19 protein-coding genes and 1 pseudogene are annotated in these 26,230 nt (G+C 46.8%); 14 read left to right on the forward strand and 6 right to left on the reverse strand.

The genetic code is table 11. The features are described 5' to 3' along the window. The first annotated feature begins 175 nt into the window (after positions 1-175). The 5 genes from ACQ31U_RS06010 to ACQ31U_RS06030 all read left to right on the forward strand — a co-directional run bounded on the left by ACQ31U_RS06010 (position 176) and on the right by ACQ31U_RS06030 (position 9,737). A complete protein-coding gene (locus tag ACQ31U_RS06010) occupies positions 176-553 on the forward strand; it encodes a YbaN family protein (RefSeq protein WP_431054156.1) in 378 nt (125 codons plus the stop codon). 82 nt (positions 554-635) lie between these two features. Next, positions 636-2,297 carry a bifunctional UDP-sugar hydrolase/5'-nucleotidase UshA gene (gene ushA / locus ACQ31U_RS06015; protein ID WP_431054157.1) on the forward strand — a complete coding sequence of 554 codons (1,662 nt, stop codon included), beginning with the start codon at positions 636-638 and terminating at the stop codon, positions 2,295-2,297. A 283-nt stretch (positions 2,298-2,580) separates the two neighbouring features. Further along, complete coding sequence (locus tag ACQ31U_RS06020) at positions 2,581-4,452, forward strand: protein-disulfide reductase DsbD (protein ID WP_431054158.1); 1,872 nt, start codon at positions 2,581-2,583, stop codon at positions 4,450-4,452. A gap of 222 nt (positions 4,453-4,674) precedes the next feature. Next, positions 4,675-7,005 (forward strand): TonB-dependent receptor, encoded by a 2,331-nt coding sequence (locus tag ACQ31U_RS06025; protein ID WP_431054159.1) that lies wholly within the window; start codon positions 4,675-4,677, stop codon positions 7,003-7,005. Between the two features lie 389 nt (positions 7,006-7,394). Continuing rightward, positions 7,395-9,737 (forward strand): TonB-dependent receptor, encoded by a 2,343-nt coding sequence (locus ACQ31U_RS06030; RefSeq protein WP_431054292.1) that lies wholly within the window; start codon positions 7,395-7,397, stop codon positions 9,735-9,737. Positions 9,738-9,793: 56 nt separating this feature from the next. Here ACQ31U_RS06030 and ACQ31U_RS06035 read toward each other — a convergent pair whose 3' ends face one another. The 3 genes and pseudogenes from ACQ31U_RS06035 to ACQ31U_RS06045 all read right to left on the reverse strand — a co-directional run bounded on the left by ACQ31U_RS06035 (position 9,794) and on the right by ACQ31U_RS06045 (position 11,793). After that, complete coding sequence (locus tag ACQ31U_RS06035) at positions 9,794-11,251, reverse strand: catalase (RefSeq protein WP_431054160.1); 1,458 nt, start codon at positions 11,249-11,251, stop codon at positions 9,794-9,796. A gap of 264 nt (positions 11,252-11,515) precedes the next feature. Next, positions 11,516-11,602, reverse strand: a pseudogene (locus ACQ31U_RS06040) (IS3 family transposase); the annotation flags it as partial. Then, a complete protein-coding gene (locus ACQ31U_RS06045; protein ID WP_431054363.1) occupies positions 11,566-11,793 on the reverse strand; it encodes a hypothetical protein in 228 nt (75 codons plus the stop codon). The pseudogene ACQ31U_RS06040 and the gene ACQ31U_RS06045, both read right to left, overlap by 37 nt. Positions 11,794-11,983: 190 nt before the next feature. Between ACQ31U_RS06045 and phoB the strand changes: the two genes are divergently transcribed. Further along, positions 11,984-12,676 carry a phosphate regulon transcriptional regulator PhoB gene (phoB, locus tag ACQ31U_RS06050; RefSeq protein ID WP_431054161.1) on the forward strand — a complete coding sequence of 231 codons (693 nt, stop codon included), beginning with the start codon at positions 11,984-11,986 and terminating at the stop codon, positions 12,674-12,676. A gap of 24 nt (positions 12,677-12,700) precedes the next feature. Then, on the forward strand, positions 12,701-14,074 hold the full coding sequence (gene phoR / locus ACQ31U_RS06055) for a phosphate regulon sensor histidine kinase PhoR (protein ID WP_431054162.1): 1,374 nt from the start codon (positions 12,701-12,703) through the stop codon (positions 14,072-14,074). Here phoR and ffh read toward each other — a convergent pair. Further along, positions 14,051-15,439 carry a signal recognition particle protein gene (gene ffh, locus ACQ31U_RS06060; RefSeq protein WP_431054163.1) on the reverse strand — a complete coding sequence of 463 codons (1,389 nt, stop codon included), beginning with the start codon at positions 15,437-15,439 and terminating at the stop codon, positions 14,051-14,053. The genes phoR and ffh overlap by 24 nt on opposite strands. Before the next feature lie 197 nt (positions 15,440-15,636). Here ffh and ACQ31U_RS06065 point away from each other — a divergent pair, with 197 nt between their 5' ends. The 6 genes from ACQ31U_RS06065 to ACQ31U_RS06090 all read left to right on the forward strand — a co-directional run bounded on the left by ACQ31U_RS06065 (position 15,637) and on the right by ACQ31U_RS06090 (position 22,019). Then, positions 15,637-16,449: a cytochrome C assembly family protein gene (locus tag ACQ31U_RS06065; RefSeq protein ID WP_431054164.1), complete on the forward strand. Its 813-nt coding sequence runs from the start codon at positions 15,637-15,639 to the stop codon at positions 16,447-16,449. Between the two features lie 78 nt (positions 16,450-16,527). Continuing rightward, positions 16,528-17,814: an HlyC/CorC family transporter gene (locus tag ACQ31U_RS06070; protein ID WP_431054165.1), complete on the forward strand. Its 1,287-nt coding sequence runs from the start codon at positions 16,528-16,530 to the stop codon at positions 17,812-17,814. 354 nt (positions 17,815-18,168) lie between these two features. Next, positions 18,169-20,202, forward strand: coding sequence for a TonB-dependent siderophore receptor (locus ACQ31U_RS06075; protein ID WP_431054166.1), 2,034 nt, complete (start codon positions 18,169-18,171; stop codon positions 20,200-20,202). A gap of 180 nt (positions 20,203-20,382) precedes the next feature. Then, positions 20,383-20,838, forward strand: coding sequence for a TonB-system energizer ExbB (gene exbB / locus ACQ31U_RS06080; RefSeq protein WP_431054167.1), 456 nt, complete (start codon positions 20,383-20,385; stop codon positions 20,836-20,838). Between the two features lie 30 nt (positions 20,839-20,868). Then, positions 20,869-21,255: a TonB system transport protein ExbD gene (gene exbD, locus ACQ31U_RS06085; protein ID WP_431054168.1), complete on the forward strand. Its 387-nt coding sequence runs from the start codon at positions 20,869-20,871 to the stop codon at positions 21,253-21,255. A 2-nt stretch (positions 21,256-21,257) separates the two neighbouring features. Further along, on the forward strand, positions 21,258-22,019 hold the full coding sequence (locus tag ACQ31U_RS06090; RefSeq protein WP_431054169.1) for an energy transducer TonB: 762 nt from the start codon (positions 21,258-21,260) through the stop codon (positions 22,017-22,019). Positions 22,020-22,132: 113 nt separating this feature from the next. On the opposite strand, the gene lexA is transcribed toward ACQ31U_RS06090, so the two are convergent. After that, positions 22,133-22,780 carry a transcriptional repressor LexA gene (lexA, locus tag ACQ31U_RS06095; RefSeq protein WP_431054170.1) on the reverse strand — a complete coding sequence of 216 codons (648 nt, stop codon included), beginning with the start codon at positions 22,778-22,780 and terminating at the stop codon, positions 22,133-22,135. A 202-nt stretch (positions 22,781-22,982) separates the two neighbouring features. Here lexA and plsB point away from each other — a divergent pair, with 202 nt between their 5' ends. Next, positions 22,983-25,412 carry a glycerol-3-phosphate 1-O-acyltransferase PlsB gene (plsB, locus tag ACQ31U_RS06100; protein ID WP_431054171.1) on the forward strand — a complete coding sequence of 810 codons (2,430 nt, stop codon included), beginning with the start codon at positions 22,983-22,985 and terminating at the stop codon, positions 25,410-25,412. Between the two features lie 86 nt (positions 25,413-25,498). On the opposite strand, the gene ACQ31U_RS06105 is transcribed toward plsB, so the two are convergent. Next, positions 25,499-26,203, reverse strand: coding sequence for a pirin family protein (locus tag ACQ31U_RS06105; protein ID WP_431054172.1), 705 nt, complete (start codon positions 26,201-26,203; stop codon positions 25,499-25,501). Positions 26,204-26,230 lie beyond the last annotated feature (27 nt).

The following is a 26,230-nucleotide window of genomic DNA, read 5'->3' on the forward strand; positions in this document are numbered from 1 at the left end:
TTACTCTTTTCCTGAAGAAAAGCAAGTTTTACCGCCGGCGTAAGCCAAATTATCGGCGTGAACCGCACTTTCAATGGCTACGCCTGTGCAAGTGCGGTCAGCGGTTGTCAAAGCAAGACGAAAATCGCTATAATGCGAACTATTCTTAATTGAAAGGCGGCAAAGTGCGGTTCGGATGAAAGTGGTGAAATGGGTTTATGTTTTATTGGGATTTATTGCGCTCGGGTTGGGCATTCTCGGCATTCCGTTGCCGATCTTGCCGACCACGCCGTTTTTGCTGCTGGCGCTCTATTTTTTCGGCAAAAGCTCCGATCGCCTGCACGCTTGGTTTTTGCAAACCGCACTTTATCATAACTATTTGAAATCCTTTGATGAACAGCGCGCGCTGACCGCCAAAAGCAAAGCCTATATCTTGTTGCTTTCCACCGCAATGATCGCCGCCAGTTTCTATTTTATGCCGTCGATTTACGGGCGGATTTTTATTATTCTCTTATTATTGGTCGAATACTGGTTTTTCTTCTTTTGGATTAAAACCCTACCAAGCACAAAATGATAGCTTTTGTCGCCGTTTTTTAGCATACTGACTACGGCTTTTTTATCAGGAACTCTTCTTACTTTTTTTAGGAAATCTCAATATGAAATCTTTTTTTAAATTAAGTCTTTGTACCACGTTAGTCACATCCGTATTAGCCATTCCCACTTTCGCCCAAGCCTATGAACAAGACCGCACTTATCAATTGACCGTGTTGCATACCAATGATCTGCACGGCCGTTTTTGGCAAAACCAAAACGGTGAATACGGACTGGCGGCACAAAAAACCTTGATTGACCGCATTCGCAAAGAAGTGGCGGAGAAAGGCGGCGAGTTGATTTTGCTCAACGCCGGCGATTACAACACCGGCATTCCGGAATCCGATTTGCAAAACGCCAAACCGGATATCGAAGCGATGAATGCAATGGGCTACGAGGCGTTGGCCTTGGGCAACCACGAATTTGACAATCCGCTGCAATTGTTGGATATGCAAGAAAGCTGGGCGAAATTCCCGTTCTTGTCCGCCAACGTGTTTAATAAAAAAGATGGCAGTTTATTGGTAAAACCGTACACCATTTTAGACAAACAAGGGTTGAAAGTGGCGGTTGTCGGTTTGACCACCGAAGATACGGCGAAACTGGGCAACCCGGAATTTATCTCCAATGTGGAATTTGTCCGTCCGGCGGAAGCGGCAAAAGACGTGCTGGCGGCGTTGAACGACAATGAGAAGCCGGATATTAAAATCGGCTTGACCCATATGGGCTATTATCATGACGCTCAATACGGTTCGAATGCGCCGGGCGATGTGTCGATGGTGCGTGAATTGGAGAAAGGCGCGTTTGATCTGGTGATCGGCGGTCACAGCCACGACACGGTGTGTATTAATGACGACGGCAGTTTCAACGACAAATACAAACCGGGCGATGTCTGTAAACCGGCATTTGAAAACGGCACTTGGATTATGCAAGCCGGCGAATGGGGTAAATATGTCGGGCGTGCCGATTTTGAATTTAAAAACGGCGAGTTGAAACTGGTGAACTATCAATTAGTGCCGGTCAACTTAAAAGAAAAAGTGAAAAATGCCGAAGGCAAAACCGAATATGTGCTGTTTCAAGAGGAAATTCCCGCCGATGCGGAACTGTTGGCGCACCTGAAAGTCTATCAGGACAAAGGCGATGAATTACTGGGCGTGGAAGTCGGCAGTGTGAATGAGAAGTTGGAAGGTGATCGCAATGTTATTCGCTTCCGACAAACTAATTTAGGGCAGCTGATCGCCCGTTCGCAAAAAGAGCGTGCCAAAGCCGATATCGGCATTATGAACTCCGGCGGTATCCGTGCTTCAATCGAGCCGGGTAAGGTCACCTATAAAGATATTCTGACGGTGCAACCGTTCGGGAATATCATCAGCTATGTCGAGTTGAACGGGACTGAGCTGATTGATTACCTGAATGTGGTGGCGTTGAAAGAAGTCGATTCCGGTGCGTATGCGCAATTTGCCGGCATTGCCATGACCGTCGACCGCAAGGCGAAAAAAGTGTCGGAGGTGAAAATCAACGGCGAGCCGCTGGATCCGAAAAAAGTCTATCGGATTTCTTTACCAAGTTACACCGCGGCAGGGGGGGACGGCTATCCGCTGGTCAGCGACAATCCGACCTATGTCAACACCGGTTTTGTGGACGCGGAGAGTCTGAAACTCTATTTTGAGGAAAATTCACCGATTGATGCGGCGAAATTCCAAGCCAATGAAGAGATTATTTATAAATAATCCTAGACAGCAACAATAGATCTTATGTTTAAAATCCGATAAGGTATCACCATTATCAGATTATTGACAAAGTAAGTGATGAGGCAAAGTCGGGGCGGATTATATATCCGCCCGAACGGTACTTTGCGCTTCCCCTTTATTGATTAACTGCTTATATCGCACTCCGCAAACGGGCGGATATATAATCCGCCCCGACTTTTACAATCAATATTGTGCGTTTTAGTCTTTGTCAGCAGCCTGATTATCGGATTTTTATAATTTATTGTTTTGGCTAAACGGAAAAATGATGTTACGCAAACCGCACTTTACTCGTCCCTTTCGTTATCAACAGCTATTATTCAGCCTGTTGGTTTTTTTTGTTTTTGCATTTTTAAACAGCGCGGTCGCCAACGGTTTGTTCGGCGGCAAGAAAGAGCGGTTTTTACCGCCGCATGAAGCCTTCATCTTTTCGGCGCAAGCGGATCAGCAAAATTTACACCTCGATTGGCAGATCGCCGAAGGTTACTATTTATATCAACGTGAAATTTCCGTTGAAGACGAACAGGGGCAAATCAGCGAGTTAGCCTTGCCGCCTGCAATACCCTACCATGATGAATTTTTCGGTGAAGTCCAAATTTACCGCAATCAGTTAGCATTTGCAGTGCCGTTACATAACCGTAACGGAAAAATTATCGTTAATTACCAAGGTTGTACCAGCGGTTTTTGCTATCCGCCGGAAACGCAGGAATTGGATTTGGCGGCGTTACGGGGCGGCGCAGGCACAACCACAACGGCAACGGTGATCGCTGGTGTTGATAGCGCAGCACAAAGTGCGGTCAGCGAAAACGCCACCACAACCGAACGTACGCCTGTAGCGGATAACCGACGTGTTGACGATAGCTTATTTAACCGTAACAGCACCGAACAGCTGGCAAGCAATCTGGGCGAAAACAAATTCAGCATTCTGTGGTTTTTCGTCTTGGGATTGGGCTTGGCATTTACCCCATGCGTGCTGCCGATGTTGCCATTGTTATCCTCAATCGTGATCGGGCAAAAAGAACGCCCGCAAAGCCTGCGCGCATTGTTGCTGAGTTTGGTCTATGTGCAAGGCATGGCATTGACCTATACCGCACTTGGCTTATTAGTGGTGGCGATCGGTCTGCCGTTTCAAATTGCGCTGCAAAGCCCGTATGTGCTGATCGCTTTCTCGATTCTGTTTATCGTATTGGCGGGTTCGATGTTCGGTTTGTTCACGTTGCAACTGCCGTCCGGTTTACAGAATAAGCTCAATCAACTTAGCCAAAAACAGAGTGGCGGTGCTTATTGGAATGTGTTCCTGATGGGCATGATTGCCGGCTTAGTGGCTTCGCCGTGCGTCAGCGCGCCGTTGTCGGGGGCGCTGTTGTATGTGGCACAAAGCGGGGATTTTGTGGTCGGCGGCTTGAGCTTGTATTTATTGGCGCTGGGCATGGGCATTCCGCTGGTGCTGGTCACCCTGTTTGGCAATAAAATCCTGCCGAAGGGCGGAGAATGGCAGGAAAAAGTCAAAATTGCCTTCGGTTTCGTGATGCTTGCCGTACCGGTATTCCTGATTTCGCGCCTGTTGCCGGAAGTGTGGGAAAACCGTTTATGGTCGCTATTGGGTGTGGCGTTTTTCATCTGGTTGACTTCGGCAATCAGCGATAAAAAATCGATGTTGGGAATTAAATTGTTACCGTTAGTGGCGGCGATCGTGGTGGCGCAACCGCTGGTCAACTGGCTTGCACCGCTGGTGACCGGCAACAGCGAAAGTGCGGTAGCCGCAACGCCGGCACACGCCGAATTTGCCGAGATTGCCGATTACGACGCCTTACAAGCGGCATTGAAACAGAACCAAGGGCAGTTGGTGATGTTGGATTTGTACGCCGACTGGTGTGTTGCCTGCAAAGAATTTGAAAAATACACCTTCAGCGATCCGCAAGTACGGCAACAGTTTGCTCAAATGAAGTTATTGCGTGCCGATCTGACCCGCAACAGCCCGCAAAACCGCACTTTAATGGAGCAACTGCGCGTAGTCGGTTTGCCGACCATTATCTTCTTCGACCAAAACGGCAAAGAGATCCCGCAAAGCCGAATCAGCGGATTTTTAGATGCAGAACAGTTTAGGGAATGGGTACAGCCGTTGTTGGAGAAATAGCGCTCTAGGCTCTAAAACTTAACGATCTGGAAAAAATAAAATAAAAAGACTATCGAATAAATCATAACGATAGTCTTTTTTTAATTCTTTTTAAATAATTCCAATCGCTAATGGTCGGGTCTAATCTTGAATAAAATGTGATCTTGATCACGGAATCTCAGCTCAGTTCTCCGTATATTCAATCTCTTTTTCTATTTATTATATTCAGTAAGAGAGCTTTCCATGCACAAAATAATCCTTCCTTTTGCGTTGTCGTCACTATCTTTGACCGCATTGGCGGCGGACAATCCGACATCACCGACAGAGCAGTTAGCGGAAATTACCGTTGCAACCCAACTCGAATCTTACGTTTTGCCGGAGCAAAATACCATATCCATCTCAGGCAAAGCCCTGAGCGAACAATATCATAGTACGCTGGGCGATACCCTGAGTAAAATAAGCGGCGTGCAAAGCGAATCTTTCGGACCGCATGCCGGTCGTCCGCTGATTCGCGGACTTGGCGGGCAACGGGTTGAAATTTTAAGTAACAATTTATCGCTTAACGATATGGCGGCAATCAGCGGAAACTTGCCGACACCTTTGGAAAGCCAGTTGGCGGACAGTATTGAAGTGACCAAAGGCCCGGCGACAATCTTACACGGCGGACGGGCGATCGGCGGTACGGTGAATGTCAAAGACGGACGTATTCCGAGCAAGATTGCCGAAAAGCGTTTTCAAGGCAAAATCGAAGCGCAAACGGGGGAAAATACCCAGCGAATGCAGGGTTTCCGCTTAGATGTCAACGATGGTCGACATTGGGCGTGGCATATCAGTGCGATGTCCCGTCATAGCCGCTACACGAAAATTCCGGGCAACAGCAAGGCTGCCGTTTGCCATGATGTTAATGAGCTGAAAGCGGACAGCATGCTGCGTGATAAATGCCAAATTCAGATGAGTTCGTATCAAACCCGCAACCCTGCCCACTATCCTTATCTAAGCAAATTTTATGAGAAGTTTGCCGAAGAGTATGAACTGGAATCCAGTGAAAAATATACGACGCGCGAAAAAGATCGTCTTAGCTTTTTTGAAACCGTTGCCAATGATCCCAATCCGGCCTATATTCCGGACAGCGCGCAATACATTGATGTTTACACCGAGCCGAAAGCGTTGGTGAAAGCGGAAAACGGACGGATTCCGAATAGCCATTTTAAATCGAAAAATATTGCCGTCGGCGGCAGCTATATTGATGACTGGGGCTATGTCGGACTGGCTTATTCGCATTATCAAACCCGATATGGCGTGCCGGGTTTTGCTTATCGTGCTTCAAGCGTTGCCACCGAAGGCGATAATTTCGGTGCAGTAGATGTCTTGAGCCAAGATCAGCGTTTTGATCTGCGTGCTGAAATAGATAAAACGTTTTTGATTCTGCAGAAAATCAAACTCTCAGCTAATTATGCCAAAGCGCAAAATATTGAGCAGATTAATCAAATCGATTCCAGCCGTTTTAACACGCAGCAGCGGCAAGTGCGGTTGGAGGCGGAACATCAACCGTGGGGTAACTTGCACGGCTTGATTGGGGTTGAAGTCAGTAAACGCAAAATAGCCCGCGACGGAGCGGACGCCTATCTGCCGGACGTTAATAGCGATGAAAAAAGCCTGTTTGTATTGGAATCGTTGGTGCTTGATCCGTTTAAATTGAGCGCAGGCGGGCGTTGGAGCAGTGTGAAACACCGCTTAATCAAAGATTATGCCGGTAACGGCGGCGGTTCCGGCGAACGTGCGGACCGCACTTTTGATCTCTCCAATTACCATATCGGTTTGCTGTACCAACCGCTTGATAGCTGGCATGTCAAATTGCAACGTTCTTTTTCGCAAAGAGCACCGGAAGTCAATGAGCTTTATGCCAACAATAGCCACTATTCATTACTGATCGAAGAGAACGGCGATACCGATCTGAAAAAAGAAAAATCCAACGGTTGGGAATTGAGCAGCGGCGTGGAGTTTAATAACTGGATGGCGAATATCACATGGTATCAAATCGATTTTTCCAACTACACTTATTTAGCTCAAACCGGCATTGCCCGACGCGGAACGATTGTGAAAGAGTGGCGGCAAACGCCGATTCGCTTGCAGGGGATCGAAACGGAACTGGGTTACCATTTGCGCACGGATACATTCGGCGAATGGCGGTTCAGCCTGTTGGGCGATGTGGTGCGCAGTAAGGCAAAAAGCGGTTTTAACGGCGGCGGATATGTCAGCGCCATGCCGACCTCGCGTTACGGTGCCGGAATAGACTGGAATTATAAAAACTGGTCAACTTCCTTTTCGGCATGGCATTATTTGAAACAAGATAAAGTCGGGGTGGACATTAATAAAGAGTTGGAATCACCGTCGTTCACGTTGGTTGACGCCAGCATAAGTTATCAATTCCGCTTAGCGCATTCGGATATCGAGTTATATCTGATCGGAAAAAATTTAACCAACCGCGAAGCCCGATTGCATAATTCCACCTTGCGTTATCTTGCGCCAATGGCAGGGCGTAGCATTGCCACTGGCGTCAGATGGACATTTTGATTTTAATCGACCCATTAATAAAAATTTAGGGGCTATCCTAGAATATTGTCGTTATCTCGGACAGCCCCAAAGATTTTTTATTTAGCGTTGAGAAGACCCCTGAACCGGTTTTAAACTTATAAACTTAAAGAAAAGAAGTGAAAAAGAAAAAGACTATTGCGTAAATTATAGCGGTAGTCTTTTTTTAATGCCTTTTAAATAATTTCAATCGCTAATGTTCGGGTCTAATCTCAAATAAAACGTGATCTTGATCACGGAATCTATAGTTGTATTCACGTAAATATGTTGCCGGCTATTCAACCATACATATAAAGGAAAAAATAATGCGTTTACCGAATGCAAAAAATATAGAGAGTAAGATCCGACTAAAATTGACAGTTATTTTATTGATGGGATATTTATATCCGTCGAATATTGTTTGGGCAGCGAGCGATGGCGCTACTGAGCTGGAGGAAATTAATGTGACGGGAAGTGCGGTGCAATTTAGTAGCGATCCACTTTCAGGCATTCCCAAACCCAACGATATTGTTGTTTCTAAAACAAAATTAAAAAGATCCGCCAGTACCTTGGGTAATGCATTATCAAATGAACTGAGCGTGCATAGTAATCAATTCGGCGGTGGTGCCAGTGCACCGGTTATTCGCGGACAGGAAGGGGTTCGGTTAAAGATTTTGCAAAATGGGTCAGATGTTATCGACATGTCCCAACTTTCGCCGGATCACGCTATCGGTGTTGATACGTTACTGGCTGAACAGGTCGAAATTTTACGTGGCGCTTCTACCTTACTCTATGCCAATGCCTCTCCGGCGGGTGTTGTTAATGTGGTTGATAATCGTATTCCGTCCCATCTTCCTGAAAAAGGTTATCAGACCGATTTCAATTTGCGTTATAACACCAATAGCAATGAAAAATTAGCGACATCCGGCATTACATTGGGATTGGGGCAGCACATTGCATTACGTTTTGAGGGATTAACCCGTCGTTCTGATAACTATCATGTACCTGAATTTAACTTAGGGAAAAAAATAGATTTTGTACCGGATACGTTCAATAAGACAAATGCGGGCACTTATGCGATATCGTTTATTGGAGACCGTGGATATGTCGGGCTGGCTTATAATGAACGGCGCGAAATTTATGGCTTGCCAGGTCATAATCATGCACTGGATACGTGTGATGCCCATATTTGGGGGCGAAATCCGGACAATGAATATTTTTTGGAAATCTATCCGCACTTAATGGGAGAGGGGGATTTGGTCAATACCCATTTCCACTGCGGTTCTAACCATGCCTCAGGCGGAGTGCACAGCCACGATAATCCTTATGGGCATAAGCATGATCATACCCTAGGCGGCCCGGTCGTGGATTCGCTGTCGCAGCGCTATGATCTTCGTGCTGAGCTTCAGCAGCCTATTTCCGGGATTGATAAGCTACGTTTGAGCTATTCATCAACGGATTATAAGCATGATGAACGCGATGGCAGTATTCCAGTGAACCTATTTAAAAATCAAGGTTATAACTTGCGTTTGGAATTGTTTCATAAAGAAATAAAGGGGTTGACGGGCGTTTGGGGTGTTCAGTATCAAACCGCAACCAGTAGTGCAAACATTCCTCGTCTTCCGCCTTGCAGCAATAGTTTTGAGGCCGGCAGTAATATACGTTGCCCGGAGAAAATCAGTGATAATGATCGTAAGAAGTGGGCGTTAATTGAAAACAGTAATAAGCAGTTGAGTTTCTTTGCAGTGGAACAATTAAGAAAGGGGAACTGGTTATTTGATCTTGGCGTGCGCACGGAAAAGCAAAGAATCCCGATTAACTATGATGTTGCCAACTTGAAGAAAATTAAAAGCGATATTGAATGTTCCGGATTTTTCGGCGGCTGTTTACCCTATTCGTTAAATGATCCTGATTTATCGCTTTATAACCAATGGGCAACCTCCTATGCGACATCTGCAAGCTGGAATTTTCATCCGGATTACGCGCTATCTTTTGCCTTTTCGCATAATGAACGTCATCCGACTCCAATGGAACTGTATTATCACGGAAAACATTTGGCAACAGTGTCGCTTGAGTACGGTAACCGCTATTTGAAGAAAGAGGTTTCCGATAATTTTGAAGCCGGGTTAAGTTATGCGGGGGAAAAACTCAGTTATCATGTCAATGTATATTATAACCGTTTTAAAAACCGCATTTTTAACCAGACCTTGGCTAAGGAGGGTAATCTCTCATTAAATCGTTATAACCAGTCCAAGGCGGTTTATTATGGGGCAGAAGGGCGGATTGATTACCAATTTACTCAAGATGTGAGTGCGGGTTTATTTGCCGATTATGTTCGCGGCAAATTATTCGATTTGCCTCCGACATATGAAGTCGATCATCTTTTTAATACGGAAACAACGATTCCGCAAGCCGATCAAAACGCACCACGAGTGCCGCCGGCACGTTTAGGCTTGCGTGCCAATGCAGAATTGACAAAACATCTATCCGGTTCATTAGAATATACTTATGTTTATAAGCAGCACAAAGTAGCGCCGCTAGAACATAAAACTAGCGGGCACCAACTATTAAATATCGGGTTAAATTATACCAATCATATTGCTCAGATGGACTACGTTTTATTTGTGCAAGCAAATAATGTATTAAATCGGAAAGTTTATTCCCACACTTCTTTCCTGCCGTTTGTACCACAAATGGGGCGGAATATTATGCTTGGCATTAATATTGGTTTTTAAATGAAAAAAACGGCTCAAATCTCTTTGAGCCGTTTTGCTGAACTATAATCTTCTGACTACAGTCCTAATGCTTTTTTCACTCCTTCGCCGTAGGCAGGATCGCATTTGAAGCAGTTGTCGATATGGCGTTGTTTGATGAAATCCGGTGCGTCGCCCATCGCGCGTGCGGTGTTGTCGAACAGCACTTGTTGTTGCTCGGCAGTCATCAAACGGAACAATGCACGCGGCTGGCTGAAGTAGTCGCTGTCATCTTCACGGTAATCCCAGAAATCCGCATCGCCGGTGATTTTCAACGGTGGCTCTTTATATTGCGGTTGCTCTTGCCAGTAACCGAAGCTGTTCGGCTCATAGTGCGGGGCGCTGCCGTAGTTGGCGTCGACACGTCCTTGACCGTCGCGGTGGTTGCTGTGTACCGGGCAGCGTGGTTTGTTCACCGGGATTTGGGTGAAGTTCACGCCTAAACGGTAACGTTGTGCGTCGGCATAGTTGAATAAACGGGCTTGCAGCATGCGATCCGGCGAAACGCTGATCCCCGGTACCAAGTTGCTCGGCGCAAAAGCGGATTGTTCCACGTCTAAGAAGAAGTTCTCCGGATTGCGGTTCAATTCGAACTCGCCGACTTCGATCAACGGATAATCCGCTTTAGGCCATACTTTGGTTAAGTCAAACGGGTGATAAGGCACTTTCTCCGCATCGGCTTCCGGCATAATTTGTACGAACATGGTCCATTTCGGGAAATCGCCACGCTCAATCGCGTCATATAGATCTTTCTGATGACTCTCACGATCTTTACCGACAATCGCCTCCGCTTCCGCGTCAGTCAGGTTTTTAATCCCTTGCTGGGTTCTGAAGTGGAATTTCACCCAGAAACGTTCGTTGTCGCTGTTGATAAAGCTGTAAGTGTGCGAACCGAAACCGTGCATATGGCGGTAGCTCGCCGGAATACCACGATCACTCATCACGATGGTGACTTGGTGAAAGGCTTCCGGTAATAAGGTCCAGAAATCCCAGTTGTTGGTGGCGGAACGCATATTGGTGCGCGGATCGCGTTTTACTGCCTTGTTCAAATCCGGGAATTTGCGCGGGTCACGCAAGAAGAATACCGGCGTATTGTTGCCGACCATATCCCAGTTGCCTTCTTCGGTGTAGAATTTCAGCGCGAAACCGCGAATATCACGCTCTGCGTCGGCTGCACCACGCTCGCCGGCAACGGTGGTGAAACGGGCGAACATCTCGGTTTTTTTGCCGATTTCGCTGAAGATTTTGGCACGGGTATATTGGGTAATATCGTGGGTGACGGTGAACGTACCGAATGCACCGGAACCTTTGGCGTGCATACGGCGCTCAGGAATCACTTCACGCACGAAATTGGCGAGTTTTTCGTTTAACCATAAATCTTGCGCCAATAACGGACCGCGCGGGCCTGCGGTCATACTGTTTTGGTTATCAACCACCGGCGCCCCGCCGTTAGTGGTTAAATGGCTATAAGGGCATTTTGCTTTTTCTTGACTCATATAATTCATCCTCTTGGTAAAAGTGTATAACGTTAGGGTACTACCGGGTACAACTAAGCCTAAACAGGCGATTACAGATATACTAGCAAGAACAATAAAAATTATCTTATATAGATTTGATAGTGTTTGGCTATTGTTTAATTTAAATCAATTTGTAAAATTAATAATAAAACTTGAATTTGTTTAAATTACGTTCAGAAAAAACATCAAATAAAATGAAAGTGCGGTTTTGAGCCGTGATCTGCCCCCAAAAAGTTAGATTGCTTAATAAAGGGATTGAGCTCGGTATTGTACCGGGTTCAGTCCGTTTAATTTTATCTGAATACGTTCATTATTGTAATAAGCAATGTAGTCGCGGAGCAAGCGTCCGCTGCGAAAGACAGGCAACGCCCGAACTTGCGGAGGCGTTCGGCAACGTCGTGGCGAAATTCGACTTGGCATAGTCTGAACAAGGCGAAAATAAACGCCACGGCTAAGAAGTAAGCCGCGACCACATTCAGCCAGAGTGACAAAAGTGCGGTCAGCACCAAGGCGCCGCGCATGCCGCTAGGCTGTACTAATCATTCCGAATAAGGAAAGAAGTGCGGTTTGTTTTTCAACCAATATTGAGCTTTACGCCATTTTTTTGCTATAGTGTGGAGATAAACAAAACTGAACGATTATTAAAATAAATGCATTTTCGCGCGCTGGCTCTGGCGTGTGGATATGGTTGATAAATAAAGGAGAATCTTGGTGTCCACCAAAATTTTATTAGTGGAAGATGAAGTGGCGATCCGTGAGATGGTGGCGTTGGTGTTGGTGCAGCAAGGCTACGAAGTGATGGAAGCCGGTGATTACCGTAGTGCGATTCGGCAGGTCGGGCAACAGATACCGCACTTGGTGGTGTTGGACTGGATGTTACCGGGCAAATCGGGGTTGCAATTTTTACAATATTTAAAACAGCATGATGAATGTTCCAAAGTGCCGGTGGTGATGTTGACCGCCAAGAGTGAAGAGGCGGATTGTATCGCTTGCCTGAATGCCGGGGCGGATGATTATGTCACCAAGCCGTTTTCGCCGAAAGAGTTGATCGCCCGCTTGAAAGCGGTGTTGCGCCGCAGCGGTTTCGATCGGCCGGAACAGATATTGGAAATCGACGGTTTGGTGCTGGACAACAATTCGCACCGGGTCAGTTGCCAAAATCAGGAGATTCCGCTCAGTTCGACGGAATTTAAGTTATTGAATTTCTTTATGAAACACCCGGAAAAAGTTTATAGCCGTGAGAAATTGCTCGATCGGGTGTGGGGCGATGATATTTATGTGGAAGATCGCACCGTCGATGTGTATATCCGTCGCTTGCGCAAAAGTTTGGAACAACACGGTTATGATCAGTATATTCAAACCGTGCGCGGCGCCGGCTACCGTTTTTCTAAACAGACTAAATAAAGCAAGCAAATAGGAAGCAAAAACATGCTGAAAATGCCCTGTTTTAACTTTGTGGTCGAAGTGACGGCGGCGGCGGTGATTGCGGCGCTGTTCAGTTATTTCAGCGGACCGTTTTTAGTCTGGTTTGCCTTGGTATTGCTGCTGATTTTAATTTGGCACCATTATAACGAAACCCGCTTTTTGAAAATGCTTGATCGCAATCGGGTCAGCGATAAATACCAAATCGGCATTTGGGAGACCATTTCACAAACCGTGGCTTACCAAAAACGGCGCTCGCACCGCGAACGCTTTCGTACCCTGCGGATGCTATCGCGTTTGAATAAAAACATTCAATTTATCCCGGATGCGGTGATTATTTGCCATCACGACGGGCAAATTTATTGGTGTAATAACGCCGCACAGGAGTTGTTCTCTTTTTTTTGGAACAAAAAAAGCAATAAAAATCTGCTGAACGTGATTTTTTATCCTGAGTTCAAAACCTATTTTGAAAGCGGCGATCACCATACGCCGCTGGTGTTAATGCCGAGCAGCGATCACTATATCGAAGTTAATCTCAACCGCTACGATGATGAAAACTATATGTTGATTGCGCGCGATATCACGCAAATCATCAAATTGTTACAAAGCCGCCAGATTTTTCTGTCGAACCTGAACCATGAATTGCGCACGCCGTTAACGGTGCTGCAAGGTTATCTGGAAATGCTGGAGGATCGTAAGGCTTCGAAAGCGTTGCATGCGCGGGCGGTGTCGATTATGCAGGAACAAGTGCAACGGATGAGCAGTTTGCTACAGCAGTTAACCTTTTTAATCAAGATTGAAACTTCGGCGGGCAGTGAGGAGCGGCAGGTGGTGGATGTGCCGGCGATCTTGAAATTGTTGGCGAATGACCTGGAAATTTTAAATGATAAACAACATCAGGTGAATTTTGAATTTGAACCGCACTTGAAAGTCAAAGCCAATGCCAGTGAGCTGAATAGCGTTTTGTCGAATTTGGTTTATAACGCAATTAAACATTCGGACGGCGATAACATTAACGTTGTCTGGAAAAAATTGGATAGCGGAGCGTACTTCGAAGTGAAGGATAATGGCAAGGGAATTGCGCCCGAGCATTTGCCGCACTTGACCGAGCGTTTTTATCGGGTGCAGGATGCGCGCAGTCGTGATAACGGTGGCAGCGGTATCGGGCTGGCAATTGTCAAACACGCTTTGTTACATCTTAACAGCCAGTTGCAAATTCGCAGCGAACCGGGCAAGGGCAGTATTTTTTCTTTTATCGTGCCGGAGGAGTTTGTGGTGGCGGAAGATAACGCTGATACAGATAAACGGCTGATTTCCAAAAGCAAAAGTGCGGTTGAACCGCACTTTTTATCTCGATCAACGCTTAAACATACCGCCTAAGCCGCCCATTCCAGCCATGCCGCCGCCCATCATGCCTTTCATGCCGCGCATCATTTTTGCCATGCCGCCTTTGCGCATTTTCTTCATCATGCGCTGCATTTCGGTGAATTGTTTCAACATTTTGTTGAGGTCTTGCACTTGCGTGCCGGAACCTTGCGCAATCCGACGTTTGCGTGAACCTTTGATCAAATCGGGATTTTGTCGTTCTTTGAACGTCATTGAGTTGATCATCGCCTCCATTTTATTGAACATTTTGTCATCGACTTGCCCTTTGACGTGATCCGGTAGGTTTTTCGCGCCGGGCAGTTTTTCCAACATCGTCATCATGCCGCCCATTTTTTTCATTTCGATCAACTGCTCGCGGAAGTCTTCCAAGCTGAAATCGTCGCCTTTTTTGAATTTCTGCGCCATTTTTTCGGCTTTTTCTTTATCGACCGAACGCTCCAGATCTTCAATCAGCGACAGCACATCGCCCATGCCGAGAATGCGCGAGGCGACACGATCAGGGTGGAAGGGTTCTAACGCGTCGGTTTTTTCGCCCATCCCGAGAAATTTAATCGGTTTACCGGTGATTTGGCGAATGGATAACGCCGCCCCGCCGCGTGCGTCGCCATCGACTTTAGTCAAAATCACCCCGGTCAGCGGCAGCGCTTCATTAAAGGCTTTGGCGGTGTTGGCGGCATCTTGCCCGGTCATCGCATCGACGGTGAACAGGGTTTCAATCGGATTTAACACCGCATGGACGCGTTGAATTTCGTCCATCATTTCGCTATCGACGTGCAAGCGACCGGCGGTATCGACGATCAACACGTCATAAAATTTCAGTTTGGCGTGCGCCAGTGCGTTTTCGGCAATCTGTACCGCACTTTGGCTGGTGTCGGACGGGAAGAAATCGGCTTTCACCGTTTCCGCCAAGGTTTCTAATTGTTTGATCGCCGCCGGACGATAGACGTCGGCAGACACGACCAACACTTTTTTCTTATGCCGTTCACGCAGGAATTTTGCCAGTTTCCCGACGCTGGTGGTTTTCCCCGCCCCCTGCAAACCCGCCATTAAAATCACCGCCGGCGGTTGCGTGGCGAGGTTGAGCGTTTCGTTGGCTTCACCCATTGCGCTTTCAAGTTCGCTTTGTACGATTTTGACGAATTCTTGCCCCGGCGTCAGGCTTTTGTTAACTTCCACCCCGACCGCACGTTCTTTCACTTTATTGATAAATTCGCGTACCACCGGCAAGGCAACATCGGCTTCGAGCAATGCCATACGCACTTCGCGCAGGGTCTCTTTGATATTGTCTTCGGTTAAACGCGCACGTCCGCGGATACTGCGCAGGGTATGAGAAAGACGATCGGATAAATTTTCAAACATAATATGATTCCTGTAATAAATACCGCACTTTGCATTGCCTCAGCGGGAAGCCCGGCGGAAAGATAGTGCCGATTATACAAGATTTCCGCTTATTTTCACCCTTAAACCATTTTGTAGTAGAAAAATTGAGTTAAAACTGGTACTTTCAAGCGAAATCGTTATCAATAAATTCACTTGAAAGGACGAGCATTCGCACTATGTATCTCTTTGCCGTATTGTCGATTATCGCATATCTGGTTTGTACCGTTTCCCTGTTGCCGCACCTGTTGCAGAGCGGCGCGGGCGAAGGCGTGCCTGCGGGCAAAAAACCGAACCGCAGCCGCTTTATTTTGAGTTCGGGGTTGGCGCTGTTGCTGCACGCGGTATTTATTCAGCAACTGTTTGCCAACGGCAGCGAACCGTATAATTTCACGTTGCTGAATGTGTTAAATCTGATGACGCTGTTAGTCGTGCTGTTGGTCACTATGGCGCTATCGCATTTGAATACGTTATGGTTTTTATTGCCGGTTATCTACAGTTTCGCCATTTTGGGCATTCTGGCGGCGGCATTGCTGCCGGGGCATATTGTGGCGTATTTCCATGATAATACCGCACTTTTGGTGCATATCTCCCTTTCCTTGATCGCTTATGCGCTCTGTTTCATTGCGTTGTTATATGTGTTGCAATTGGGCTGGTTAGAAAAAAAACTGAAAAGTAAAAAAATCGTTTTTTCGCCGATGATCCCCTCGTTAATGACGGTCGAACGCCAATTTTTTAAGATCTTATGTGCCGGCGAACTGTTTTTGGGTTTGGCGTTGGTTAGCGGCGCGGTGTCTTTGCATAACTTTTTTGCCGAGGAACAGATTCAAAAAGCGATATTTTCCTTTTTGGCGTGGCTGGTGTTCGGTTTGTTGCTGATCGGGCACCGAAAATTACACTGGCGCGGAAAGAGGGTGCTAATTTATACAATTTCAGGTATGATTCTGCTCACGATTGCTTATTTTGGCAGCCGGACATTGCCGGTGCTGTAAGCAACGTCTGCAAGCGCGGTGCAATATTCATGTCTAGACCGCACTTGCAGGGTGATTTCTTAACGGAAGGAAATTTTTTTGGACAGTATCCCGCTTAGTACGTTGTTTATCGTTTTAATCGTACTGCTGATTTGCTCCGCCTATTTTTCAGGCTCGGAAACCGGCCTGCTTTCACTCAACCGCTATCGCATGCGTTACCTTGCCGGGCAAGGGCATACCGGCGCGAAAAAAGCCGAAAACCTGCTGAAACGCACCGATACCCTGCTGGGCTTAGTGCTGATTTTCAATAATATGGTCAATATTGCCGCCTCGGCAATTGCCACGATTATCGGCATGCGCTTATACGGTGATGCCGGGGTGGCGATCGCCACCGGCGCATTAACGTTTTTCATGTTGGTGTTTTCTGAAATTCTACCAAAAACCGTGGCAGCGATTTATCCGGAAAAAATCGGCTTCACCACCAGTCACATTTTGACGCCGTTGCTAAAATTGTCGGCGCCATTGGTTTATTTTATCAATTTTTTTGCCAAACTGATTATGAAGCTACTGCGGATTAAAATCGATCACAAAGCCTATTCAATCAGTCCGGAAGAGCTACGCAGCATTGTGCACGAATCAGGCAAATTTATTCCGTCGGCGCACCAAGAGATGTTACTTTCTATTTTGGATTTAGAGCAGGTTACCGTGGACGACATTATGGTGCCGCGCAATGACATCGGCGGCATTGATTTGGACGATGACTGGAAAGCGATTATGCGCCAGCTGAACCATGCGGCACACAGTCGGGTGGTGTTGTACAAAGGCGATATGGATGCCAATGTGTTAGGCATGTTGCGGGTGCGCGAGGCGTATCGTTTGATGTTGGATAAAAATGAATTCAACAAAGAAACCTTAGTCCGTGCCGCTGATGAAATCTATTTTATTCCGGAAGGCACGCCGCTGAATACCCAACTATTGAATTTCAAAACCAACAAGGAGCGGATCGGGCTGGTGGTGGACGAATACGGCGATTTGAAAGGCTTGGTGACGCTGGAAGATATTCTTGAGGAAATCGTCGGCGAATTCACCACGTCCATGACACCGTCGATCGAAGAGGAAGTGAGCGAGCAATCCGACGGTTCGGTGCTGATTGACGGACAGGCGAATATCCGTGACTTGAATAAATTATTCGGTTGGAATCTCAGCACCGAAGGCCCGCGCACCTTTAACGGCTTGATTTTAGAGCATTTGGAAGAAATTCCGGCGGAAGGCGTGGTGTGTGAAATCGAAGGTTTGCTGATCACGATCCTTGAAGTCTCGGATAATATGGTGAAGCAAGCGAAAGTGGTGCGCCGCGACACGACGGCAGAGAAAATTAAAACTTAACTCATCCGATCTTAGTTCGTTAACTGGTTTGGCGCGAGTCCGCAAATCAAATGATTGTTTGTTTATGCTGATGTTCTCAGAATAACCTTCATAAAATCAATGTTAATTGTCATTAAAACCGCACTTGGCAGCATGAAAATGCGATCCAAGTGCGGTTTTTTAATTTTTAATAATAATTATTCTCAAAATAGTTGATTTGTTCTTAATTATAGTGATAATAATTCCTATTCATTGTTTAAATGAATGCCTTTTTATCTTAAGTTTTGTAGATGTCGGCTGTAGTTGCGCTAAAGGCGCGAAGACGGTTTTATTCTGCGTTTGATGTAATTTAATAGTTTAAGGAACATGATGAAAATGTCTGGGAAGTTTAATCTAAGTCGTATCAGCCTGATAGTGCTGGGCACACTGGCAGCAAGCACCACCTTCGCCGATACCGCGGCGCCAAGTGAAGCGTTAGAGGAAATCGTGGTATCTGATCGCCAAGGTGCGAAGGTTCAAACCAATATTGTGACTTTGGAAGAGCAAGATGAAAGCACCGCCACGGATTTACGCAGTCTGTTGGCGGAAGAGCCGGCGATTGATTTCGGCGGCGGCAACGGCACATCGCAATTCTTAACCATTCGCGGGATGGGGCAGAACTCGGTTGATATTAAAGTGGATAATGCTTATTCCGACAGCCAAATTCTGTACCATCAAGGGCGTTTTATTATCGATCCGTCATTATTGAAAAACGTTTCGGTGCAAAAAGGGGCCGGTTCGGCAAGCGCAGGGATTGGCGCGACCAACGGCGCAATTATCGCCAAAACCGTGGACGCACTGGATCTGTTAAAAAACAGCGATCGTGATTACGGTTTCAAATTAAATAGCGGTTATTCCAGCAATGACGGGCATTCTTATGGTGGCGCGCTATTTGGTAAAGCCGGTAACTTTGATGGATTGTTCTCGTTTAATCGTACTGATGAAGACAACTATAAAGCGGGTAAAGGCTATCGCAATATCGATGGCGGTAAAACTGTGCCGTACAGCGGTTTGGATAAGCGCAACTACTTAATTAAATTAGGCGCGACTTTCGGTGATCACCGTTTGGTGTTAAGTCATCTGCAAGATCAACATCGTGGCGAGCGTTTGGTGCGTGAAGAGTTTACTGTTACCGGTGGTCGATTAACTTTAGCCCGTCAATCACCGGCTTACCGTGAAACTACGCAAAGAAATACCAATCTTGAATATACCGCGAAAAATTTAGGCTTTGTCAGCGAATTAACCGCCAATGCTTATGTGATGCAAAATAAACGTTATTCCGCGGATGACAGCGGCTGTGGTTACTGTGGCGGCATTGTGGGACCAACCACCACCAAGATTCATACCCGTGGCGCAAATGTGAATTTTGATTCTCCGATTGGCGATAACCTGTTATTAAAATACGGTGTCAATTATCGTGATCAAAAAATTACTCCGCATGCCTTCTTGAGTACCACTCATAAATTGAATGAACCGAAGAAACAAGATATTGGCACTTATTTGGAAGCGATTAGTGCGGTCGGTGATTTCACGTTAACTGCCGGTGTGCGTTACGACTATTTCAACGTTAAAGCGATGGACGGCAAAGAGGTGTCTGACGGTCGTGTGAATCCGAGCTTCGGTGTGATTTATCAACCGATTGACAGCCTAAGTTTCAGCGTTACACATAACTATGCTTCGCGTAGCCCGCGTTTATATGACGCGTTGATGACACATGGTCGGAGAGGAGTTGTCTCTATTGCCGATGGCACGGTGGCTGAGCAAGCGCGCAATACCGAAATCGGTTTTAACTACAACAATGGCGGCTTCTCGCTTGACGGTAGCTATTTCTGGCAAAAAGTAAAAGATGTGATCGTCAATCCACAGAATAGACATGATACGGCTGGTGTACGAGAAGCGATTAATGACGGCTACTCCAAAAACCACGGTTATGAGTTGAATGCCGCTTACCGTTATAACGGCTTCACTGCGCGTTTTGGCGTTTCAGACAGCAAACCAAGATTCTATTTAAATAATACCAAAAATGATTCATCTTTAATTCCGGAATTTGCGGTACAAACCGGTCGCACTTGGACAGCCGCGTTATCGTATCGCTTTAACAACCCGGATTTAGAGCTGGGCTGGCGCAACCGTACGGTAGAAGGGGAAGAAGGCTATGCCTTGGTCGGCACCAATGTTTCGGTGAAACGCGACAGCTATACCGTGCATGATTTCTATGTGAACTGGAAACCGTTTAGCAATGATAATTTGAATGTGAATGCGTCATTAAACAATGCATTTAATAAATTCTATTATCCGCATAGCCAACGCGGCGAAACCTTATCCGGGGTTGGGCGTGATTTCCGTGTGGGGATTAATTATCAATTTTAATTAAGCCTTGGGTAAAACAATGAGAACGAAACGATAAAGCAAGAATTTCGTATAAATTCTAATTTACCCTACTAGCAAAACAAGCTACAATAATGAAATCGATTATCAATTACAAAATACAAAGTGCGGTTTGTACTTTGTATTTTTTATTCTGTAGCAAAAATAACAAGGAATTTATCAATGGATCAGCTGTTTGAATTTTTAGAGCACTATACCGATTACATTATTTTAGGCACTTTGGCGCTGATGAGTTTTATCATGTTGTGGATGGTGATTGAACGGGTGATTTTCTTTCGTCAAGTGAACGTCGAGCACTATGGCACGATCCACGATTTGGAAATCGATCTGACCCGCAATTTAACCACGATTTCGACCATCGGTTCCAATGCGCCCTATGTCGGTTTATTGGGCACGGTAATCGGGATTTTACTGACCTTTTATGCCATGGGGCAATCCGGCGGTGATATTGATGCGGCGGCGATTATGGTCAACTTATCGTTGGCGTTGAAAGCCACCGCCGTCGGGATTTTGGTCGCCATTCCGTCGATGGTGTTTTATAACGGTTTGAACCGTAAAGTGGACGTCAACAAAATGAAATGGTTTGCCTTTAACGAAAAGCAAAAACAGCAGGCATAAGCGAATAAGCAAGGAAAGAGGTAAAGTGCGGTGAAGAAATTCGATGAGATCAATATCATCCCGTTTTTGGATATTATGTTGGTGTTGCTGGCGATTGTTTTAGTCACGGCATCCTTTATTTCACAAGGCAAAATTCAGGTCAACGTGCCGAAAGCCAGCAGCAGCGTCACCCTGAAAGCCGATGATTTGGCTAAATTGCTGACTGTCACCGAAAGCGGCGAACTGTATTATAACGACAAACCGATTGCGAAAGAGGCATTGGCGGAAGAGATTGCCACTTGGGACAAAGCGCAGAAAGTCACCTTGAAAGTCGATGCGGCAACTGCGTTTCAGCAATTTGTTGATATTACTGATATTTTTTCAAAATATGAAATCAAGAACGTGGCGATTGTCACGCTGAAACCGCAAGGCGAATAAGCATGAAAAAACATCGTTCGCTGATTGGTTTTTTAATTTCGCTGCTGTTTCACGGCGCCTTGGCTGCGCTTTTGGTTCTTGCCGTGCGCAGTTCGTTCGCGGATGACAGTCTCAACGGACAAGCGGTTACCGAAATCGATACCAGTATTTCAATCGAAATGATGATGGCAATGGTGCAGGCTGAACCGGAACCCGAACCGGAGCCGATGAAAGAGGTGATTCCGGAGCCGAAAGAGGAAATCCCTGATCCGACCATTAAACCGGAACCGAAAAAAATCGAAAAACCGAAAGAGCAGGAAAAGCCGAAAGAGAAGCCTAAGCCAAAAGAAAAACCGAAAGAAAAAGTGGTGAAGAAAGAGCGTAAAAAGCCGAAAGAGGCGGTGGTGGGCGATCGTGATGTTGATTCCCCGCATCAGGTCAACTCCAAAGCCAGCGGTGCGGCAGTCAACAGCAATAACCCGAATCAGGTGGGCGCCGGCGGCAAAGCGATAGATGCCTACCGTTCACAATTGCGGCGCGAAATCGAACGCAATAAACGCTATCCGCAGCGGGCAAAAATGATGCGCAAGCAGGGTGTGGTGACGGTTTCTTTCACTTTAAACGGTGACGGTAGCATTCAAAATCCGAGAGTAGCCAAATCGTCCGGCAGTGAGGATTTGGATCAAGCCGCGATTCAAGCGGTGCAAAATGCGCGCAGTGTCGGGCCTCGTCCGGCGGGCATGGCGGCAACGGTGACGGTGCCGATCAAATTTAGCATTAGTTGATTGCTATTCACTTAACTGCCGATAAGGTTATGTGATGAAGTGGCGTCGGGGCGTATTGCATACGCCCTTTAACGGTTGAATCAATAATGGGAAAATGCAAAGTGCGGTTTGTGTTACATCCACGCATTGTTGCGGATAATCCCGACCGCAATGCCTTCGATTTCCATATATTCGGTTTTGAGATCGACCACAATCGGTTTGAACGCTTCATTTTCCGCATGCAGATAAACGGTGGAGCCTTTTTTCTCCAAGCGTTTGACCGTCACTTCATCTTCAATCCGCGCCACCACCACTTGTCCGTTGCGCACATCCTTAGTGCGGTGCACCGCCAGCATATCGCCGTCAAGAATACCAATATCTTTCATCGACATACCATAGACTTTCAATAAAAAATGCGCTTGCGGTTTAAACATCGAGGCATCGACTTTATAGCTGCCTTCAATATGTTGTTCCGCCAGAATCGGCGCACCGGCGGCAACGCGCCCGATTAACGGTAAACCGTCTTCGTCATTGTCGGCTTCGACCGTACTTTGCTCTTCGTTTAACAATAGACGGATACCGCGTGAAGTGCCGGATAAAATCTCAATCGCCCCTTTACGCGCAAGGGCTTTGAGATGTTCTTCGGCGGCGTTCGGTGAGCGAAAGCCCAGCTCTTTGGCGATTTCGGCGCGGGTCGGCGGCATGCCGGTCGATTCCAAATGCGAACGGACAAAATCAAATACTTTCTGTTGGCGCGGGGTGAGGGCTTTATTCGGCTTCATACTAGACTCCCTGTTTTTTTATACAGTCACCCTGTTATTATATACAGTGCCAAATAATCTGCAATCAATAATTGATTTTGGCAGGCAGAAATTGCCCACGGAAATAGGCGATTATCGGAAATTATGCTAAAATTTTTGATCTGCTAAACTAGGATGACAATAACTGAACACAACCGCTGTTGAATTTGGATTAAGAATAAAAATGTCAATTTTGTTAAATGCTTACCGTAAGGTGTTGAATTTTATGCTGTCGCTTTCCGTGAAAAGCAATCCGATTCCGAACGATCCGATTGGGGAGTTGGGCTTGGATAAGCAGCAATGTTTTTTATATTTATTGCCGTATACCTCGCAAACGGATCTGTTGATTCTGCGTAAACACTGTCTGCAATTGGGGCTGCCGGATCCGTTGCTGGAAAATAAAATCAACGGCGATAGCCTGCCGAGTTTTGTGTTTTTGGATCGCGGACGGCGCTTTTTTAAATCGCGCCAATTGACCGAAAACACCCGCACGCTGTTTTCCAAATATTTTGAGCTACATCGCAGCCATCCGGAATTGGATGTGCAGTTGGTGCCGGTGTCGGTGTTGTGGGGGCGCTCGCCGGGACATGAAAAAAAATTACCGCACTTGCGCTTTTTAGGGCGCTTGCAAAAATTGTGGGCGATGTTGTGGTTCGGGCGTGATAATTTCGTGCGTTTTTCCAAAGCGGTGTCGCTGCGCGATATGGCGAACCTGAAAGGCAGCGATGATGAAATCGCGCTGAAATTAACCCGCGTGGGCAAGATTCACTTTGCCAAACAACGCACCTCGGCGACCGGTCCGCGTTTGCCGAACCGACAAGCGATGTTCCGCCAGATTTTGCAGTCAAGTGCGGTACAGGAAGCGATTGCCGACGAAGCCAAAAGCAAAAAAATCGATCAGGCGAAAGCGACTAAAAATGCGCAAGCGATTTTGAATGAAATTGCCGCCAATGTGAACCATGAAAGTTTGCGCTTGGCAGACCGTTTTTTGCGTTGGTTATGGAACAAACTGTATCGCGGGATTGATGTGCGCAATGGTGATCGGGTGCGTAAATTGGCGATTGAAGGGCATGAAATTGTCTATATCCCTTGCCATCGCAGCCATATCGATTACTTACTGCTTTCCTATATTTTATATCATCAAGGATTGGTGCCGCCGCATATTGCCGCCGGAATCAATCTGAATTTCTGGCCGGTCGGCGGCTGGTTCCGCCGTTGGGGCGCTTTTTTTATCCGCCGCACGTTTAGCGGTAATCGATTGTATTCGACCGTGTTCCGTCAATATCTGTCCGAACTGTTCCGCCGCGGTTATGCGGTAGAATTTTTTATCGAGGGCGGGCGTTCGCGCACCGGACGTTTGCTGGCACCGAAAACCGGGATGTTGTCGATGACGCTGCAAGCGTTGTTAGAAGGGCACACCCGCCCGATTAGTTTGGTGCCGGTATATATCGGCTATGAGCACGTGCTGGAAGTCGATACCTATGCCAAAGAGCTGCGCGGCGCGGCGAAAGAGAAAGAAAACGCAGGCTTAGTGCTGCGCGTGATCAAAAAATTGCGCAATATGGGCAAGGGCTATGTCAATTTCGGTGAGCCGATCACGCTGAATACCTACCTTAACCAACATTATCCGCAATGGAAAGATACCGAGGGCGAGGAAAGCAAACTGTGGCTGAACAGCGCAGTGGATAAATTGGCGGTGCAAGTCATGCGTAACATCAATAAAGCGGCGGCGATTAATGCGATGAATCTGATCGGCACGGTGTTGCTGTCGTCACGCCAACGGGCACTGGCACGCGAACAGCTGTTATCGCAACTGGGGATTTATCAACAACTGTTGAATAATGTGGTGTACAGCCGCGATGTGATCGTGCCGCAAGAGTCGCCGGAAGCGATGTTGGAGCATGTGCTCAGTTTGGATAAAGTCGGGATTATTCAAGAAAAAGACAGTTTCGGTGAAATCATCCGCTTGGAACGTTCTTCCGCAGTGTTGATGACTTACTATCGCAATAATATTCAGCATTTGTTCGTGCTGCCGTCGCTGGTGGCGTCGATTGTGATTCATCATGAGGCGATTCAACACAGTCTGTTGTTGGACGCCGTACAAAAAATTTATCCGTTCCTGAAATCGGAACTGTTTTTGGATATTGAACCGCAGGATCTTAAACCGTGGGTGAGCCAGATTCTGACGGAATTACAACGTCAGGAATTAGTCAATTTGCGCGATAACATGGTCGGAATCAATAAGCGCAATATCCGTTCGTTGCAGCTGTTATCTTCCGGTATTCGTGAAATCGTGCAGCGTTATTATATCACCCTGAATTTCCTACAGGCGGATCCGACGATTTCGCGCGGCAGTTTGGAGAAAGAGAGCCAATCGGTGGCGCAGCGCTTGTCGGTGCTGCATGGCATTAATGCGCCGGAATTTTTTGATAAAGCGGTATTTTCCACCTTTATCGCCAGTTTGAAAGAAAACGGGTATTTTAGCGAGCAGGGCGACGCCGACAGCGGCAAAGTCGAAGCCTTAGCCGCCATTCTGAAAGCGTTGCTGTCGAGTGAAGTGTCGATGACTATTTCCAGCTCGGTGGAAAGTGCGGTTGAGAAAGAGGCGGACTAATACGTTTGGCTTGAAACCGTGAGAGGTTTTTTAGACGTTTGACAACCTTCTCTTTCCTCCCTCCGCCAGCGGAGGGAGGAAAGAGATTACTGCGTATCGACCAACACCACTTCCGCATTGGTCAGTGCGGTTACGCGAATCACGCTTTCGCCATGAATCGCCGCACCATCGCCTTTTTCAATTTTTACGCCGTTGATTTCCACCGTGCCTTGCGCCGGCACCAGATAACCGTAACGTTGTGTAGCGGCGAAATGATATTCGACCGTGTTGCCGGCGCTAATCGTAGCACCGAGCACCCGCGCATTGGTGCGAATCGGCAAGGCGTCGTCGCCCTCGATCCCGCTGGCAAGCACCACAAATTTACCGGCACGATCGGTTTTCGGGAACGGACGCGTGCCCCATGACGGCGCGCCTTTTGCGCTTGCCATGGTCGGTAAAATCCAAATCTGGAAAATTTGAGTAGCTTCATTTTCATGGTTATATTCGGAATGATAAATCCCCGAGCCGGCAGACATCACTTGCACATCCCCGGCAATCGTTTTGCCGTCATTGCCCAGACTGTCACGGTGCGAAATTGCCCCTTGGCGCACATAAGTAATGATCTCCATCTCTTTATGCGGATGGGTATCAAACCCGGTTTGTGCAGCGATGGTGTCATCATTCCAGACCCGCAGATTGCCCCAGTGCATTCGGTTGCGGTCATAATAATTGGCAAAGGAAAAATGGTGTTTGGCATCTAACCAGCCGTGGTTGGCGGCACCTAATGCGTTATACGGACGGCGTTCAATCATAATTCGCTCCTGTTTATCTTCGGTTGA

It is taken from the genome of Testudinibacter sp. TW-1, from assembly GCF_050613185.1.
Lineage (GTDB): Bacteria > Pseudomonadota > Gammaproteobacteria > Enterobacterales > Pasteurellaceae > Chelonobacter.